The following is a 17,073-nucleotide window of genomic DNA, read 5'->3' as shown; positions in this document are numbered from 1 at the left end:
CTGAGCGGGGGCTACTTCACCACGTAGCCGCGCATGGATGCCATGATTGCGGCGACGCTTTGCTCGCGGGTCCGTTCCGGGTTGTAGGTCTGCCGGTCCAGGCCAACCACAAAGCAGGCACCGAAAATAGCGGTCTCCAGGCTGCCGCGGGAGACGGTGGGATCCACCGGGTAGACGGCGGCCACCCCATCGATTGCGGCTCCGATCACGGCGAGCAGGAGTCCGCGCAGTTCGGTGAAGGTGTCCTGCCACTCGCTCGGCGTCCGCCAGTTCTCACTGACCCATAGCCGGGCGAAGGAGGGGTAGTCCGCCATGAAGTCCATGGCCTGGCCGATCATCTCGTCCATGGCGGCGAGGGGATCGGCCGCGGTGTCCTTGACGCTCAGCAGCCGTGCCAGCAGGATGTCCACCCCGTGGCGCAGCAACTGGGCGATCAGGTCCGACTTGCTGCCGAAGTTGTAATACACGGTGCCCTTGGAGACCCCGGCGGCCGCCGCGATTTCATCGACGGTGACCCCCGCCGCGCCACGCTCGCCGATCAGCTCCATGGAGGCCTCGAACAGCTTCTGCTTGGTGGCGTTGGTGCGCGCCGGACGGAGCCTCTTCGCAGATTCACCTGGCGTCCCAGCGGCGCCGGAAGAGGGCGGGCTGCTGTCCGAAGGGCTGCTGCTCATAGGGCGATCTCCGGTTTCAAGGTCTTAAGGGTCCAGTACTTGTGCTTGCGAACGGCCACGGTGGACATTGCCGTACCCAGCAAAGTGTAGCCAAGCAGCCCCAGCATGGTGGGCAGGATGCTGGTGAGGTCGGCGCCGTAGATCAGGTGCCGCATCCCGCTGACCACGTACCCCATCGGCAGGAGCTGGTGCACCACATGCAGCGGCTCGGGAGTGGTCTGCCACGGGAAGGTGCCGCCGGAGGAGACCAGCTGGAGCACCAGCAGGATGAGGACCACGAGCTTGCCGGGAGATCCGAGCAGCGCCACCACGCCCTGGATTATCGCGCTGAACGCCATCGCCGCGGCCAGCATGAGGACCCACATCAGCACCGGATGTGCGGGGTTGAGCCCCAGCCCCAAGTCCACCACCAGGGTCAGCAGGCTCGCCTGGACGGCGGCGACCGCCAGGAACGGAAGCCAGCCCCCGACGGCGATTTTCCACGCCGGGGCGTTGGAGGCCAGTGCCCGCTGGGTGACGGGCCGCATCGCCTGGATCAGCATAAAGACACCGATCCACAGGGCCAGGGTGAGGAAGAACGGCGCGAGTCCCGCCCCGTAGGAACCGGCCTTCGCCTGTGAGACGTTGTTGACGGCGACCGGATCGGCCATCACCCGGGCGAGGCTGTCCTTCTGGGCGTCGTCGGGGTTGGGGACTTTCCCAGCACCGGCGGCGAGCTCGCCCGCAAGGGTTCGGGCGCCGTCGGACGCCGTGGCGGCTCCGCCCTCCAGCTGAGCCGCGCCCTCATCAAGTCTCGCCGCACCCTGGGAGAGTTTCCCGGCACCGTCCAGCGCGCTCTGCTGACCGGCGGCGAGGGTGGACGCGCCGCCCGCGAGCTGCCCGGCACCCGAAGCGGCCTTGCCGACGGCGCCGCTGAGGGCCGGTGATGCACCGGCAAGTTTTGCGGCCCCGGCGCTGACCGCCGCGGAGCCGTCCGCCAGTTGCTGTACCTGGGCGGTGGCCAGCTTCAGCTTGTCGGCAGACGCCGGCGCCGGCGGAGCCGGGGTGGCGTCGAAATCGGCCAGGATCCGGTCCGCCTGGTCCTGGCTGATAACGCCGGCGGCGATGAGCCTGCTGTTCGAAGCCAGCACCCGGCCGCGCTGCGCCTGGGCGGCGGCTTGGCCGGAGGCGGCCAGCTGGCCCGCCAGCCCCTGCACCTGGGTGTTGAGCGCGGCGTTGCCGGCGGCCACCTGCGCGGCACCGTCCGCGAGCCGCCGCGAATCGGCAGGCAGCGTGGCGGTCTTGTCCTGCAGCTGGGTGAGCCCGGCGCTGAGCTGGGACGCGCCCGTGCTGAGCGAGTTTGCCCCGTCCCGCAACTTGAGCTGGCCGTTGTAGAGGTCCGCGGCACCGTCCTTGAGTTCGCCGGTTCCCCGATGCAGGGTCACCGTCCCGTCGTGCACGGTGGCGACGCCGTCGGCCAGCTTTCCGGCGCCGTCGGAGGCCGTGAGCATCTGGGAATGGATGGTGCCGAAACCGGTGAGGAGCCGGTTGGCGGTTTCCTCGCCCACCTCGGTGGCAACCGTGGTGTGCACGGCGGTGGTGAGCTTGTCCACGATGGTGCTGAGCAGGTAGTTGTTCGCGTCGTTGGTGGTGACGTTGAGCATGGCCTGGTTGGCGGCGTCGAAACCGCCGGGGGAGACCAGGTTGGCCGAGAAGTCCTTGGGGATCTTCAGCGCGAAGGCGTACTTGCCCGTGCTCACGCCCTGGTCCGCTTCCTCCGATCCGGAAACGGTCTGCCAGTTGAAGACATGGCCGTCGGTCAGGCTCTCCGCCACCTTCTTGCCGGCCTCGAGGCGGGTGCCGTCCGCGGACGTGGCGCCGGAGTCCTCGACCACGAGCGCGGCGTCGATCTGGTTCAGCTTGCCGTAGGGATCCCAGTTGGCATAGAGGTACACGGCCCCGTAGAGCAGCGGGACCATGGCCAGCGCCAGGATGGTCAGCTTGGGAAGCAGGCCCCCGGTCATGCGCTTGAGTTCGGAGCGGGCCAGCCGCAGCACAGTCACTTTGCGCCCTCTTCCTGCAGCGTTTGAGTTTGCAGCGTTCGACCTTGCAGCGTCTGGGCCGGGTGTTCGTCCCCGGAAGGCGGTTCCGCCCGTTCAGGCCCGGGGAGGGCGTTGCCGATCGAGGCGGCGGGACCGGCCCACCCGGCCGGGAGGTTGGTGACCGTGGCGACGACGGCAAGCGGCCGCCCGGCGTCGTGCGCCAGCTCCTCAAGCCGCGGCAGCCAATCCGCGGGATCGCCGCTGTGGCGGTCGGGGGAGTCGACCACGAGGAGATCCGTCTTCGGGTTGGCGAGGGCCAGAGCCGTCAGCAGCTCGATCCGCCGGCCGGCGTCGAGCTGCTCGACCCACAGCCCGGCGATGTCCTCGAAGCGGTTGACCTTGAGCCAGGGTTTGCTGAGCAGGGCGCCGCGGTAGCGGCGGGGGACCAGGGCGAGGTCCTCCGTGACGAGATCCTGGACGCTCAGGTGCTGCTCGGGCTCGTTGACGCCGGGGGAGTCCACCACGGCGCTCGCCGCACGCAGCTGTTTGATCCTGGCGCCGCCGTCCCATTCCCTGCCGTCCCAGGCAAAGCGGCCGCCGGAGGGCTTCATGCGCCCGCTCAGCGTCAGCGCGAGGGCCGTGCGCTGGTCCTGCCGCGTTCCCGTCACCAGCAGGAGCCCGCCGCGCATGGCCTGGAGCGACGTGGCCGGAAGCAGGAGGTCCCGCCGGCCGTTCACGGAGAGCTGTTGCACGGAGAGCAAAGGGGGCCTTTCGCAGAGGAATGTCTGCTCCAAGCCTAACTAAACTGACTGGTGAGTTCAAATACAGCCCGTCCCCGGCAGCGGGCGCGTGCTCAGAGGCCGTATTCCTCGAGCAGCCGGAGCCAGACTTCGCTGATGGTCGGGTAGGACGGCACGGCGTGCCAGAGACGGTCCAGCGGCACCTCGCCCACAACGGCGATCGTGGCGGCGTGCAGCAGCTCGGCGACGTCCGGGCCGGCGAACGTCGCGCCCAGCAGTACCTTGCGGTCCTCGTCGATCACCAGCTGGGCCCAGCCCTCATACGGCTCGGAGTGCAGCGAGGATCCCGCCACCTGGATGGGCAGCTCCACGGAGGCGGCCCGGAAGCCATCCTTTTCCGCCTGCTGCACGGACCGCCCCACGTTGGCGAGTTCCGGGTCGGTGAACACCACATTGGGTATGGCATGGACGTCGGCGGTCTGGGCATAGCGGCTCCACGGCTCCGGCTCTCCGGTGAGTTCGCCCCTCGCGCGCGCCGCGATTGCGCCGCCGGTGGCCCGGGCCTCGTATTTTCCCTGGTGGGTGAGCATGACCTTTCCGGCCGCGTCGCCGACGGCGTAGAGCCACGGTCCGCCGTCGTCGTCTATTGCGCCGGTGACCAAACCGGTGGAGTCGGTGCCGAGCCTCAGCGCCTTGCCCTCCGCTGCGGCGAGCCCCACGCTCTCCAGGCCCAGTCCTTCGAGGGCCGGGTGCCGCCCGGTGGTGACGAGCAGCCTGTCCGCCGTGACTGTGCTGCCGCCCTCGAGCGCCAGGCTGAGGGAGCCGTCGTCGTTCTCACTGACGCCTTGCGTTCCGGTGTGCAGGCGGAGTTCGACGCCGTCGGCCCGCAGGCCCGCCGCCACCAGCCGCGACGCCTCCGCCGGGAACATGCCCAGCAGCCCGCCGCGGGCCACGAGGGTCACCGCCGATCCCAGGCGCGCGTAGGCCTGGGCGAGTTCGGTGCCGGCCACGCCGCCGCCGAGCACGGCCAGCCGCCCCGGAATCTGGTGGGCGGAGGTCGCTTCCCGCGTGGTCCAGTACTCGACGTCGTCCAGTCCTTCGACCGGAGGCAGATTGGGGGTGGACCCCGTCGCGACCACGACGGCGTGCCGCGCCGCGAGCGCGTAGCTGTTGCCGTCCAGCCCCGCAACCTCCACTTTCCGCGGCCCCGTGAGCCAGCCGTGGCCGCGGATCAGCTCGATTCCGGTTTCCTCGACCCATTTGACCTGGCTGTCGTCCTGCCAGTTGGCGGTGAAGAAATCGCGGCGTTTCAGCACTGCGGCGGCATCCAGGGTCCGGGCGACCGCCTGCCCGGCGCCGGGGACGGTCTGGGCTGCGTGCAGGGCGGTGCCGGGCCGCAGCAGCGCCTTGGAGGGCATGCAAGCCCAGTAGGAGCACTCACCGCCGACCAGTTCCGCCTCGACCAGCACCGCGGACAGCCCGCCCCGGACCACCCGCTCCGCTACGTTCTCGCCCACGGCCCCCGCGCCGATCACGATGACATCGAATTCCCGCTCAAGCTGTGCCGTCATGGCAAAAGCCTACGCCCGGACCATACGGCCATGGCGGGGTCCCAGCCGCCACTTCGAGGCAATCCGGCACCGACGCAATCCGGCTTCGACGCAATCCGGCGCCGGATCGGCGAGGGGATTGCGGAGCAGGGCTTAAACGAGAAAATCCGCACCGGGGGACCGGTGCGGATTTTCTTGTTCTGTGCGCCCAGAGGGATTCGAACCCCCGGCCTCCTGTTCCGTAGACAGGCGCTCTATCCAGCTGAGCTATGGGCGCATTCTCGGCTCTTGAAGCACTTCTCGCTCCCCGAACCTCGAATTACTTTACGCGAGGGGGTGCCGTAGTTACAAATCGAAACGGGTGTAATCTGCCCGACTAGACCGGTCTACGTGACCTTAGTCACAAACTGGGGCCTTGTGGAGGCGAGGGTTCGTTGAATTTCCGGGGTTTTTGATTTCCGGGCGCCCGGACATCCCATATCTGAACCACTTTTGAGGGGGTGATCTAGCCCTACATTTAGGAACACACCACTGAACCCGAGGAAGGGAACCGTAATGGGCGATCTGGCGCGACTGCCGTTGCTTGAAAAAGCACCCACCACACATGCTGGCCTGCTGGCATGGGTCGAAGAGGTAACTGAACTGACCCAGCCGGACCGGATCCACTGGGTTGACGGCTCCGAAGCGGAGAACGCCCGGCTCACGGACGAGCTCGTCGCCGCAGGCACGCTGACCCGGCTGAACCAGAAGCTGTTCCCCAAGTCCTTCGCGGCATTCTCCGATCCCGCCGATGTGGCCCGGGTCGAAGAGCAGACCTTCATCTGCTCCGAAAACGAACGCGATGCAGGCTTCACCAACAACTGGATGGCGCCGGCGGAAATGAAGCAGAAGCTGCGCGGTCTGTTCGCCGGCTCCATGCGCGGCCGCACCATGTACGTCATCCCGTTCGTCATGGGCCACCTCGATGCCGAGGATCCCAAGTTTGGCGTCGAGATCACGGACAGCGCCTACGTTGTCGCCTCCATGCGCATCATGGCCACGATCGGCACCGAGGTCCTGGACAAGATCACCGCCACGAACGCTTTCTTCGTCCCCGCCCTGCACTCCCTGGGCGCACCTCTGGCCCCCGGCCAGGCCGACGTCGCCTGGCCCTGCAACCCGGATAAGTGGATCGTTCACTTCCCCGAAGAGCGCTCCATCTGGTCCTACGGCTCCGGCTACGGCGGCAACGCCCTGCTGGGCAAGAAGTGCTACGCCCTGCGCATCGCGTCCGTGATGGCCCGCGACGAAGGCTGGCTGGCTGAGCACATGCTCATCCTCAAGCTGACCTCGCCGGAGCAGAAGAACTACTACGTCTCCGCGGCATTCCCCTCCGCCTGCGGCAAAACCAACCTCGCCCTGCTGGATCCGACGATCGAGGGCTGGAAGGTCGAAACCCTCGGTGACGACATCACCTGGATGCGGATCGGCAAGGAAGGCGAACTGCGCGCCACCAACCCCGAAGCCGGCCTGTTCGGTGTGGCCCCGGGCACCGGCTGGGGCACCAACCCTAACGCCATGCGCGCCATTGCCAAGGGCCACAGCATCTTTACCAACGTCGCCCTGACGGACGACGGCGGGGTCTGGTGGGAAGGGATGACGGAGGAGACTCCGGCGCACCTGACCGACTGGCAGGGCAACTCGTGGACGCCCGACTCGGACAAGCCGGCAGCCCACCCGAACTCCCGCTTCTGCACGCCGATCTCCCAGATCGACATGCTGGCGGAGGAATACTTCAGCCCGGACGGCGTCGAGTTGTCCGCGATCCTGTTCGGAGGCCGCCGCAAGACCACCGTCCCGCTGGTGACCCAGTCCCGCAGCTGGTCCAACGGCGTCTTCATGGGGTCCACGCTGTCCTCGGAGACCACGGCGGCCGCTGCCGGCCAGGTGGGCGTGCTGCGGCGCGATCCGATGGCCATGCTGCCGTTCATCGGCTACGACGCGGGGGACTACCTGAACCACTGGGTCAACCTGTCCGCCAAGGCCAACCAGGAACGCCTGCCCAAGATCTTCCTGGTCAACTGGTTCCGGCGCACCGCCGACGGCGGCTTCGCGTGGCCCGGTTTCGGCGACAACGCGCGCGTCCTGAAGTGGGCCATCGAGCGCATCGAAGGCAAGGCCGACGCCGTCGAGACCCCCATCGGCTACGTGCCGACCGGCGACTCACTGGACGTCACCGGCCTGGCCCTGACCCCGGCCGAGGTGGAAGACGCAGTCCGCGTCGACCCCGAGGAATGGGCAACCGAGCTGGCCTCCATCGAAGAGTGGTACGCCCGGTTCGGTGACTCCCTGCCCGAGGCCCTGCGCTCCGAGCTCGAAGGACTGAAGGCGCGCCTCAGCTAGTTTCGCCCGTATAGTACGACGGCGGCCCGGCACCTTGCGAAAGGTGCCGGGCCGCCGTCGTCTGCTTCCTCGGACCGGCCGGCGCGAGCGGCTAGCTGGCGAGCCAGATGTCCGGGCCGAAGACCTCGTAGTGGATCTTCGTGGCCGGGATGCCGGCGTTGATGGCCTCGTTGCGGATGCTCTTCATGAACGGCAGCGGTCCGCAGAGGTACAGCGAGGCGTTGGCGGGCAGATCCACTTCCCGCAGGGACATGAAGCCCTGCTTGGCCCCGGCTGACGGCTGCTCGAGCCAGAGCTGGAGGTCGGCTCCGTCGAGGCGTTCGACGTCGTCCGTCATCTGGCCGCGGAGGGCCCAGCTGTCCAGATCGCTTTCCGCGTGCAGGACCAGGACCTGGCGGTCCGAGCCGGACTGGGCGAGGGAGCGCAGGATGGACGCGGTGGGGGTGCAGCCGATGCCGGCGGAGGCCAGGACCACGGGGCCGTCGCCTTCCTTCAGTGTGATTTCGCCGTAGGGGTTGGAGATCTCGAGGATGTCGCCGAGCTCCACAGTGTTGTGCAGCACCGGGGAGACTTCGCCGCCGTCGTCCTTCTTGGTGGTGAAGCTGCGGCTGGTGCCGGCCTCGCCGGACAACGAGTACTGGCGGACCTGGCGCAGTCCGTCCGGGAGCTGGACCTTGACGCTGACGTACTGGCCCGGCAGGGCGGGGGTGATAGGTGTGTTGTCGGCCGGTTCCAGGGTGAAGGTCACGGAACCGGTGCCGGCGGGGGTCTTGGCGGCGACCCGCCACGGGCTCCACATCTCGCCGTTGGCCTGGGCGGCGTAGAGGCCCTTCTCCAGCTTGATCAGCGCGTCCGCCATGAGCCAGTAGACCTCGGTCCAGGCTTCGGCGATTTCCGGAGTGATGACCTCGGCCAGGTCTTCGGCGATGGCGGCGAACAGGTGCTCGTAGACCACCTGGTACTGCGGTTCGGTGATGCCGAGGGAGGCGTGGCGGTGGGCGATGCGGGCGAGGACGGTCTCCGGCAGGGTGCCGGGGTTGTTCACCAGGTGGGTGGCGAAAGCGGCGATGCTTCCGGCCAGGGCCTGCTGCTGATTGCCGTTGCGCTGGTTCGAGCGGCTGAAGAGCCCGTCCAGCAGTTCGGGGTGGGCGGCGAAGAGGCGGGCATAGAACTTGGGCGTGATCTCCCCGATCCGGGATCCAACCAGCGGGAGGGTGGCCTGGATGACGGGGAATGACTTGTCCGAGAGCATGTTGACTCCTGAGATAGTGGCCCGGGGGTCTTCAGCCGGACCGTGATGAATACCTGCATTTGAAATACGAGTATTTATAGTTCAGTTCTACACGGCGTAGAAAACAACGACAAATCGGCGGGATTCCCGGGCGTGGCGGGTGGCATGGGCCGGTGGAATCCCAGCAGATTGCCAGGGCGAGCCGGGGTGAGCGGGGGCCAGGCGGCGCCTGGGCCGGTGCGGCCTGTCAGAGCCCGGGGCGCAGGCCGATTGCCTGGAACACGGGGTTCATCTGCCGCGAGGTGGGCAGCGAGGCGACCACGACGCCGTCGAGCTCCCGGTAGAACGCCTCGCGGGCCCGGGCCAGGGCGCCGCGGAGCCGGCACTCATTGATGAGGGGACAGGTGCCGGTGGCCACGACGCAGTCGGCCGGGTCGGTCCGGGTGTCGAGCTGGCGCAGGAGCTGGCCGACGGTGGCGGCCCGGCCTGCGCTGCTCAGCCGCGACCCGCCGCGGCGGCCGCGTTCGACGTCGATCAGGCCCAGTTCGCGCAGCTTTGCCATCGCCTTGCTGACGTGGTTGTACGGCGTGCCGACGGCGTCGGCGACGCTTTGGGTGGTCATCAGGCCGCCGTCGGGAGCGGCCGCGAGCACCATCATGGCGCGCAGGCTCACGTCCGCGAAGGCGTTGATCTTCATGGCACCAGCTTACGCGTGGTCTAGTCCACCCAGACGGCGGGTTCGTTGGTGTCGGCGGCGAGCTGGCCGAATTCGAGGTCATGCGTGTCGGGGTTCGCGGTGTACGGGAGGACCGCGGCGAACAGCGAGCCGTCCTGGTGCTCGGCGGCAACGTGGATGGCGTCCGAGTCCTCTTCGAGCAGGGTGATGTCGCAGACCACGGCGGCGGCACGGAACTCATCCCGGTGCTGCCGCAGCAACTCCTTGAGGTCGCTGATCATCGAATCCGCGTCGAAGTCCGCGTCCGTGCCGTCGGCGGCGTCGGCGGGCGTCACGGCTACCAGGCGGACCTCGCCGTCGTTCTCGACGACGAGGGCGAAGGGAAGGAAGCCGCCGTTGCGTTCCAGCTGCTCCTGCGCCGCACCGACGCCGGTGCCCAGCAGGTTTTCCAGGTCCGTGGCACTTGCCTCGGGCACCGAGTCACGCCAGGAGCCGGCGGGAATTGCTGACGGCATTTCTGAGGGCATTTCTGAGGGCATATCCAGCACGGGCCTAGCCCCGGACCTGGGCCAGGACACGGTCGCGGATGCGCTCCATGGTGTCTTTGTCCGTGGCCTCGACGTTCAGCCGGAGGAACGGCTCGGTGTTGGAGGGGCGCAGATTGAACCAGTAGCTGCCGTCCGTGGCGATGAAGGTGCTGCCGTCAAGGTGGTCCAGCTCGACGTCCTCGGATTGGAAGTCGCGGCGGACCCGTTCCACGGCGCCGGCCTTGTCGTCGATCTCGGAGTTGATTTCGCCGGAGGAGACGTAGGGCTCGTATTCGCGGGCCAACTCGGACAGCGGACCGTCCTGTTCGCCCAGGGCGGCCAGGACGTGCATGGCGGCCAGCATGCCGGTGTCCGCATTCCAGAAGTCCCGGAAGTAGAAGTGGGCCGAGTGCTCGCCGCCGAAGATGGCGCCTTCCGCGGCCATGTCGGCCTTGATGAAGGAGTGGCCCACCCGGGTGCGGACGGCCCGGCCGCCGTGCCTCTCCACCAGTTCGGGAACGGCGCGGGAGGTCAGGAGATTGTGGATGACGGTGGGGTTGGCCTCGCCCAGGCCCTGCGCGCGGGCGATCTCCCGGCGGGCCACCATTCCGGTGATGGCCGAGGGCGAGACGGGCTCACCGAGCTCGTCGATGACGAAGCAGCGGTCGGCGTCGCCGTCGAAGGCCAGGCCGATGTCTGCGCCGTGTTCGACGACGGCGGCCTGCAGGTCCCGCAGGTTTTCCGGCTCCAGCGGGTTGGCGGGGTGGTTCGGGAACGAGCCGTCGAGCTCGAAATACAGGGGGACGATCTCCAGCGGAAGCTTGGGCAGCAGGGCAGCGCCGAGCACCGCGGGGGTGGTCAGGCCGGCCATGCCGTTGCCGGCATCCACCACGACTTTCAGGGGCCGCGAGCCGCAGAGGTCCACGAGGCTGCGCAGGTATGCGGCGTAGTCCTTGAGGACGTCCTGCACGCCGATCAGGCCACGGCGGGCGGCCTCGGGGATGGCGCCGGAGTTGAGGTACTGCTCGGCGAGGGCCTGGATTTCCTTAAGCCCGGTTTCGGAGGAGATCGGCACGGCACCGGCTTTGGCCATCTTGATGCCGTTGTATTCGGCCGGGTTGTGGCTCGCGGTGAACGTGGCGCCGGCTGCGTTGAGAGCGCCGCAGGCGTAGTAGAGCTCATCGGTGGAGATCAGGTCAAGCAGCTGGACGCTGGCTCCGCGCCTGGCGGCGCCGTTGGCAAAGGCCTTGCTGAACTCGGGGGAGGAGGGCCGCATGTCGCCGCCCACGAGTACGGTCTGCCCGTCCAGTTCCAGCACGTCGACAAACGCCGCACCCACGGCCTCGACGATTTCCGCGGTGATGGATTCGCCCACAATTCCGCGCACGTCGTAGGCCTTGAAGGAGGCCGAGAGGTCAAAAGTCTTTGTCTTAGGCATAGTCACGCGTCCAATCTTACGGGGAAGCCGTATTGCACTGTGGAGGAGCAGTGGCGGAGCCGCGGAGTAGCAGCGGCGGTGCCGCGCCGATGTGATTGTCCACATGTCGGGGCCCCGGGCTTCGCGGCTGTCGAACGGGGCTGGGATACTGGAGCAATGGCCAATAACCAGAACGCTGCAGTCCTCTCCGCCTCCAACCCCGCTCATGCCTCCGGTTCCAATGGAGTTGCCGGGACGCGGGAACAGGCCCAGGAAGTGCTGCGCGAGCTGGTCGGGCACCCGGCCGCGGAGTTCCATGACGGCCAGTTTGAGGCCATCGAGGCGCTGGTCGACGGCGGCCGGCGGGCCCTCGTCGTGCAGCGCACCGGCTGGGGAAAGTCGGCCGTGTACTTCGTGTCCTCGCTGCTGCTGCGCCGGCGCGGCGCCGGGCCCACCCTGATCGTTTCCCCGTTGCTGGCGCTGATGCGCGACCAGGTTGCGGCCGCAGCCCGGGCCGGGGTCCGCGCCGTTGCCATCAACTCCGCCAACCAGCTGGAGTGGGACACCGTCCGTGAGCAGCTGGCGGCCGACGAGGTGGACGTGCTGCTGGTGTCCCCGGAACGGCTGACGAACCCGTCCTTCCGCGAGAACCAGCTGCCCGAGCTGATCCGCCGCACGGGGCTCCTGGTCATCGACGAGGCGCACTGTATCTCCGACTGGGGCCACGACTTCCGGCCCGACTACCGGCGCATCGCGGACTTGATCACACAGCTGCCGGATTCCGTTCCGGTCCTGGCCACCACCGCCACCGCCAACTCCCGGGTGGTCCACGACATCGAGGAGCAGCTCGGCGCCGGCGTGCTGACCATCCGCGGCGCCCTGGGGCGCGAGTCGCTCCGGCTGGGCGTGCTGCGCCTGCCGGACTCCCGCGACCGGCTGGGCTGGCTGCTGACGCACCTGTTGGACCTGCCCGGCAGCGGCATCATCTACACGCTCACGGTGTCCGCGGCCGAGGACACCGCACGCCTGCTGGCCGAAGCCGGGCACGAGGTGCTCGCCTACACCGGCCGCACCGACCCCGCGGACCGGGAACGGGCGGAACAGCTCCTCAAGGACAACCAGGTCAAGGCCCTCGTGGCCACCTCCGCACTCGGCATGGGCTTCGACAAACCGGACCTGGGCTTTGTGGTGCACCTGGGCGCGCCGTCCTCCCCGGTGGCGTACTACCAGCAGGTGGGCCGCGCCGGGCGTGGCGCCGCGAACGCCGATGTCCTGCTGCTGCCCGGCTCCGAGGACCGCGACATCTGGCAGTACTTCGCCACGGCGTCGATGCCCTCGGAGGAAAAGGCCGCCGCCGTCCTCACCGCCCTGGCCGAAGCGGGGACCGCCGTGTCCACCGTGGCGCTGGAGGCCCGGGTGGATCTCCGCCGGACGCCGCTGGAACTCCTGCTGAAGGTTCTGGCCGTGGACGGCGCCGTGGAACGCGTGGGCGGCGGCTGGCGCTCCACCGGACAGCCCTGGGTGTACGACGCCGAGCGGTACAGCCGGATCGCCGAGGCCCGCGTGGACGAGCAGGATTCCATGGTCATCTACCAGGACACCGCCGGGTGCCGGATGGAATACATCACCTCGGTCCTGGACGACGAGACCGCCCACGCCTGCGGCCGGTGCGACAACTGCGCAGGCCAGTGGTTCCCGGCAGACATTGCCGCCTCCGCCACGGAAGCCGCGGGCCAGACGCTGAGCCGCGCCGGCGTGCCGCTGGAACCGAGGCTGCAGTGGCCCAGCGGCATGGACCGCCTCGGCGTGATGGTGAAGGGCAAGATCAAACCCGAGGAAAGCGTGGCCAGCGGCCGGGCGCTGGCCCGGCTTACGGACCTGGGCTGGGGCGGCGCCCTGCGCGAGACCTTCGCCGCCGGAGCGCCCGACCGCACGGTGGACTCCGGCATGCTGCAGGCCTGCGTCCAGGTGCTGCGGGAGTGGGGAACCGGAGACGCGCGCACCCCGGGGTGGAGCGGTGCCGGCCGGCCCGCCGCGATCATCAGCGTCCCGTCCCGCAGCAAACCGGCACTCGTTGATTCGCTGGCCCGTGGCATTTCGGAGATAGGCCGCATCCCGTACCTCGGCCAGCTGGACCTCGAACACGGCGGCCCCACGGGCGGCCGCGGCGGCAACAGCGCCTACCGGCTCGCCGGGGTCTGGGACCGCCTCGTGGTGGGGCCGGAACTGGAAGGGGCGCTCACCGGGCTGCAGGGCCAGAGCGTGATGCTCATTGACGACCTCATGGACAGCCGCTGGACCGTGACCGTCGCCGGACGGGCTCTCAGGCTCGCGGGCGCCGGCGCGGTGCTGCCGCTGGTGCTTGGCCAGGCCGGCTGACCTCAGCCCCCGCATGACGGGGCAGCGTCAGGCTGTCCAGGGTGCTCAGGAGCATGACGGCGGCAATCGCCAGGAACGCTGCCCGGTACGGTGCTGCCGGATCCCCGCCGGCAGCAACGGCCCCGCCCAGCAGCGGGCCGCTGGCCTCGGAAACGCGGATCAGCAGCGCCCCGACGGCGATCCCGGCGGCCGTTGCCAGCTGCACGAGGGTTGCGGAGACGGCGTTGGCGGACGGCAGCTGGGCTTGAACGACGTCGGCGTACTGCACCGAGGCGTAGGCCGAGAAACCGATGGACCGGAAGGCTCCGCTGGCTACGAGCAGTGCGAAGATCAGCGGTTCCGGGGTGCCGGCGTCGAGCAGGGCACACAGCGCAAACGTGGCCGCCGAGGCCAGGGACGCGAAGACCAGCACCGGTTTGAAGCCGAAGCGACGGATGAGCGGGGTCGTGACCGGTTTGATCCCGATATTGCCGACGAACACCGCCGCCACGAGGACTCCGGCGTGCAGCGGATCCCAGCCGAAGCCGTTCTGGAACATGAGTGGCAGCAGGAAGGGCACGGCACTGATGGTCAGGCGGTAGATGAAGCCGCCGGTCGCCGTGGCGCGGAAGGTCCGGGTGGAAAAGACTCCCAGGTCGAACAAGGAGGAGCGCGCCCGCCGCAGCCACCAGACTGCCGCGCCGAGGAATAGCAGCCCTGCGGTGAAGCTGATGGCGGCCAAGGCGCCGGAGTCGTGGCCGCCGGCCAGCTCCAGACCCACCACGAGGCACCCTACGCCCAGGGTCGTCAGGGCCAGTCCCAGCCAGTCCAGGCGCCGGGTGCGGTCACCCGGGGCGGTCGGGACCAGCCGCAGCGCCGCGAGGAACGCCGCGAGTCCCAGCGGGAGATTGATCAGGAAGATCCAGTGCCAGGACAGGAACGTTGTGAGCGCGCCTCCCACCAAGGGGGCGAGGACAGGTGCCAGCAGTCCGGGCCACACCAGGTAGGCCGTCGCGCGGAGCAGATCCTTTTTTGCCGTTCCGCGGAGCACCACGAGGGTGCCCACAGGAACCATCATGGCGCCACCCGCGCCCTGCAGCACCCGGCTCAGGGTCAGCATGGTCAGGTCCTGGCTCAGCGTGCACAACAGTGAGGCCGCCGTGAACGTCGCGATGGCCAGACAGAACACCCGCCGCGCCCCGAGGCGCTCGGCCAGCCAGCTGCTGAGCGGGATCCCCATCGCCACCGTCATCAGGTAGGCGGTCATGGTGATGTTGACGTCCGCTGACGGGACCGAAAAGTCCGCCGCGATGCTGGGGATCGCCGTGGTCAGGACGGTGCCGTCCAGGAACTCCATAAAAAACGTCGCTGCGACCAGCAGGGCCAGTCGGGGGCTCCACTTGCCTGCGGAGTTGTTTGCGGGACTCTCCGCAGGTGCGCCGGAAGGCGGCGAGGGCTCACTCATGCTGGGATCGCCGCGGCGCCGGGCTCAGCACTGAGGGACACGGCCGGATTCCAACGGGCCGGAATCGGGCGGCCCGGACTCCAGCACCGCCATGGCCGCATTGTGTCCGCCGATGGCGCTGACGGCACCGCCGCGCCGGGCGCCGGAACCGCAAAGCAGGATCCGCGGGTCATCCGTCGCGACGCCCCAGCGCCTGGCCGGCGTGTCCAGGGGTGCACCGTCCTCCGCAAAGGGCCAGTCGAGGCCACCGTGGAAGATATTGCCCCGCGGCATCCCGACGGCCCGTTCGATGTCCAGGGTGGTTTTCGTCTCGATGCACGGGCGGCCGTCCGGTCCGGTCAGCAGCAGCTCCTCGACCGGTTCGGCCAGCACCGAGTTCAGCGACTTCAGCACGGCGGCCTGGAGCTCCGCGCGCCGCTCCTCGTTGTTGTCCTCGGTGATCAGCCGGTCCGGGACGTGCAGGCCGAACACCGTGAGGGTGTGCGCACCGGCCGCCTGCAGATCGGCGGACAAAATGCTGGGGTCCGTGAGGGAATGGCAGTAGATCTCGCAGGGCAGCGGATCCGGGATGGTCCCGGACGCGGCGGCGAGGTAGGAGGCGTCGAGCTGGGACCAGGTCTCGTTGATGTGGAACGTCCCGCCGAAGGCCGCCTCCGGGCTCACGTTGCCATCCAGCAGCCGGGGGAGCCGCTTGAGCAGCAGGTTGACCTTGACCTGGGCGCCTTCGCGCAGGTGGTTCGGGTTCTGCGTCGCGCGCGGCACCCGGGCGGCCGGGGCGGATCCGGATGCCCGGAGCCGGTCCAGAACCAGCGGGGCCACGTTGGCAAGGACCCACTGCGCCGCGGCCGTGTGCTCGGCTCCGTCGTGGTGGTAGCTGACCAAGCCGCCGGGACGGACAGCGGTGACTTCGGCCGAGGTAAGGATCGTTGCTCCGGCGCCGCGGGCGGCGCGTTCCAGCTCTCCGGAGACTGCGCCCATGCCGCCGACGGGCACATCCCAGTCGCCGGTCCCTCCGCCGATCAGGTGGTACAGGAAGCAGATGTTCTGCTGCAGGTCCTCGTCGTCCGCCCGGGCGAAGGTTCCGATCAGGGCGTCGGTCAGCGCGACCCCGCGGACCAGATCGTGCTGGAGTTCCCGGGCGATCACGTCCCCGATCGGCCGCTCGATCATGGCCTCCCACGCTTCCTCCGCACCGGCCTCCACTGCCAGCGCGCGGGCCTGGGACCGGGTCGGCAGCGGTGAGGTCATGGTGGGCCAAAGGGCCTCGGTGAGCTGGCGGCAGCCCGCGTAGAACCCGGTGAAGGCGCGGAACTCGCCATGCGGAGCGCCGATGGCCTCAAAGGACGCGGCGGTGGCGCCGTCGTCCCCGTTGTCGATGAGCAGGGCCCGGCTGCCGTCCTCCGGGTCGGGCGTGTACGAGGAATACCGCCGCCGGGCCAGCTCGATGCGCAGGCCGAGATCGTCGATGATCTGCTGCGGCAGGAGGCTGACGAGGTAGGAGTAGCGCGAGAGGCGGGCATCGACGCCGTCGAACGCCTGGGCAGACACCGCGGCGCCGCCGGCGTGCTCGAGCTTTTCCAGCAGCAGGACCTTGCGGCCGGCTTGGGACAGGTATGCTGCCGCGGCCAGGCCGTTGTGCCCGCCGCCTACGATGATCGCGTCAAACGCGCTGGTGCTCGGCATAGGGTTGCTGGACATGGGCCTATCCTGCCATCCGGCCGGCAGGATGGCCTCGGATGTCCGGCACCCGGACGCGCCGGCGTGGCCTGTCCGGAGCCGGAGCCTTCGGGCAGATCAGGGCGGATGTGCGGCATCGATCCGCCGTGATCTGCCCGCGCGACTACCCCCGCGCCCGGAAGCAAGTGCAAGTGGGAGCCGCCGGCACTCAGCCGGCGAAACGCTCCGGGTACGCAAAAGGCCCCGGTCAAGGACCGGGGCCAAACGCGGAGACGGGGGGATTTGAACCCCCGGTGGAGTTGTGCCCCACACTTCATTAGCAGTGAAGCCCATTCGGCCGCTCTGGCACGTCTCC

The 17,073-nt window shown here is 68.9% G+C and carries 12 protein-coding genes and 2 tRNA genes; 2 read left to right on the top strand and 12 right to left on the bottom strand.

Annotation, left to right across the window (positions count from 1 at the left end; genetic code table 11):
• Positions 1-11: 11 nt before the first annotated feature.
• From ABIB26_RS10045 to ABIB26_RS10025, 5 genes are all read right to left on the bottom strand, one after another.
• On the bottom strand, positions 12-674 hold the full coding sequence (locus ABIB26_RS10045; RefSeq protein WP_354242101.1) for a TetR/AcrR family transcriptional regulator: 663 nt from the start codon (positions 672-674) through the stop codon (positions 12-14).
• Positions 671-2,716: a YhgE/Pip family protein gene (locus ABIB26_RS10040; RefSeq protein ID WP_354242098.1), complete on the bottom strand. Its 2,046-nt coding sequence runs from the start codon at positions 2,714-2,716 to the stop codon at positions 671-673. The genes ABIB26_RS10045 and ABIB26_RS10040 overlap by 4 nt, the downstream gene beginning before the upstream one ends.
• Positions 2,713-3,456, bottom strand: a complete 744-nt coding sequence (locus ABIB26_RS10035) for an ABC transporter ATP-binding protein (RefSeq protein ID WP_354242095.1) — start codon at positions 3,454-3,456, stop codon at positions 2,713-2,715. Before ABIB26_RS10035 ends, ABIB26_RS10040 begins: the two co-directional genes overlap by 4 nt.
• A 92-nt stretch (positions 3,457-3,548) precedes the next feature.
• A complete protein-coding gene (locus tag ABIB26_RS10030) occupies positions 3,549-5,006 on the bottom strand; it encodes a dihydrolipoyl dehydrogenase family protein (RefSeq protein ID WP_354242092.1) in 1,458 nt (485 codons plus the stop codon).
• 182 nt (positions 5,007-5,188) lie between these two features.
• Positions 5,189-5,262, bottom strand: a tRNA-Arg gene (locus ABIB26_RS10025).
• Positions 5,263-5,540: 278 nt separating this feature from the next.
• On the opposite strand from ABIB26_RS10025, the gene ABIB26_RS10020 reads away from it, so the two are divergent.
• Complete coding sequence (locus ABIB26_RS10020; protein WP_354242090.1) at positions 5,541-7,367, top strand: phosphoenolpyruvate carboxykinase (GTP); 1,827 nt, start codon at positions 5,541-5,543, stop codon at positions 7,365-7,367.
• A 91-nt stretch (positions 7,368-7,458) separates the two neighbouring features.
• Here ABIB26_RS10020 and ABIB26_RS10015 read toward each other — a convergent pair whose 3' ends face one another.
• From ABIB26_RS10015 to ABIB26_RS10000, 4 genes are all read right to left on the bottom strand, one after another.
• Entirely contained in the window at positions 7,459-8,619 is a 1,161-nt protein-coding gene (locus tag ABIB26_RS10015; protein WP_354242087.1) for a globin domain-containing protein, read from the bottom strand.
• 226 nt (positions 8,620-8,845) lie between these two features.
• Positions 8,846-9,295, bottom strand: coding sequence for an RrF2 family transcriptional regulator (locus tag ABIB26_RS10010; RefSeq protein ID WP_354242084.1), 450 nt, complete (start codon positions 9,293-9,295; stop codon positions 8,846-8,848).
• 20 nt (positions 9,296-9,315) lie between these two features.
• Complete coding sequence (locus ABIB26_RS10005) at positions 9,316-9,789, bottom strand: hypothetical protein (RefSeq protein ID WP_354242081.1); 474 nt, start codon at positions 9,787-9,789, stop codon at positions 9,316-9,318.
• Positions 9,790-9,826: 37 nt separating this feature from the next.
• The gene (locus ABIB26_RS10000; RefSeq protein ID WP_502913654.1) at positions 9,827-11,239 is read right to left on the bottom strand and encodes a phosphomannomutase/phosphoglucomutase; all 1,413 of its coding nucleotides are present in this window, start codon (positions 11,237-11,239) and stop codon (positions 9,827-9,829) included.
• A 156-nt stretch (positions 11,240-11,395) separates the two neighbouring features.
• Between ABIB26_RS10000 and ABIB26_RS09995 the strand changes: the two genes are divergently transcribed.
• Positions 11,396-13,597 (top strand): RecQ family ATP-dependent DNA helicase, encoded by a 2,202-nt coding sequence (locus tag ABIB26_RS09995; RefSeq protein WP_354242076.1) that lies wholly within the window; start codon positions 11,396-11,398, stop codon positions 13,595-13,597.
• Here ABIB26_RS09995 and ABIB26_RS09990 read toward each other — a convergent pair.
• The 3 genes from ABIB26_RS09990 to ABIB26_RS09980 all read right to left on the bottom strand — a co-directional run bounded on the left by ABIB26_RS09990 (position 13,542) and on the right by ABIB26_RS09980 (position 17,073).
• Positions 13,542-15,041 (bottom strand): MFS transporter, encoded by a 1,500-nt coding sequence (locus ABIB26_RS09990; RefSeq protein ID WP_354242074.1) that lies wholly within the window; start codon positions 15,039-15,041, stop codon positions 13,542-13,544. The genes ABIB26_RS09995 and ABIB26_RS09990 overlap by 56 nt on opposite strands.
• Before the next feature lie 24 nt (positions 15,042-15,065).
• Positions 15,066-16,739: a phytoene desaturase family protein gene (locus ABIB26_RS09985; protein WP_354242072.1), complete on the bottom strand. Its 1,674-nt coding sequence runs from the start codon at positions 16,737-16,739 to the stop codon at positions 15,066-15,068.
• A gap of 246 nt (positions 16,740-16,985) precedes the next feature.
• Positions 16,986-17,073, bottom strand: a tRNA-Ser gene (locus ABIB26_RS09980).

Source organism: Arthrobacter sp. UYEF20 (genome assembly GCF_040546335.1).
Taxonomy (GTDB): domain Bacteria; phylum Actinomycetota; class Actinomycetes; order Actinomycetales; family Micrococcaceae; genus Arthrobacter.
This window is presented reverse-complemented; position numbering and strand designations above follow the sequence as displayed.

Bases quoted from the DNA above. Each gene is read 5' to 3' on its own strand.
- ABIB26_RS10010 (WP_354242084.1), bottom strand. From the start codon at position 9,295: ATGAAGATCAACGCCTTCGCGGACGTGAGCCTGCGCGCCATGATGGTG.
- ABIB26_RS10015 (WP_354242087.1), bottom strand. From the start codon at position 8,619: ATGCTCTCGGACAAGTCATTCCCCGTCATCCAGGCCACCCTCCCGCTG.
- ABIB26_RS09990 (WP_354242074.1), bottom strand. From the start codon at position 15,041: ATGAGTGAGCCCTCGCCGCCTTCCGGCGCACCTGCGGAGAGTCCCGCA.
- ABIB26_RS10020 (WP_354242090.1), top strand. From the start codon at position 5,541: ATGGGCGATCTGGCGCGACTGCCGTTGCTTGAAAAAGCACCCACCACA.
- ABIB26_RS10000 (WP_502913654.1), bottom strand. From the start codon at position 11,239: ATGCCTAAGACAAAGACTTTTGACCTCTCGGCCTCCTTCAAGGCCTAC.
- ABIB26_RS09985 (WP_354242072.1), bottom strand. From the start codon at position 16,739: ATGTCCAGCAACCCTATGCCGAGCACCAGCGCGTTTGACGCGATCATC.
- ABIB26_RS10030 (WP_354242092.1), bottom strand. From the start codon at position 5,006: ATGACGGCACAGCTTGAGCGGGAATTCGATGTCATCGTGATCGGCGCG.
- ABIB26_RS09995 (WP_354242076.1), top strand. From the start codon at position 11,396: ATGGCCAATAACCAGAACGCTGCAGTCCTCTCCGCCTCCAACCCCGCT.
- ABIB26_RS10045 (WP_354242101.1), bottom strand. From the start codon at position 674: ATGAGCAGCAGCCCTTCGGACAGCAGCCCGCCCTCTTCCGGCGCCGCT.
- ABIB26_RS10005 (WP_354242081.1), bottom strand. From the start codon at position 9,789: ATGCCGTCAGCAATTCCCGCCGGCTCCTGGCGTGACTCGGTGCCCGAG.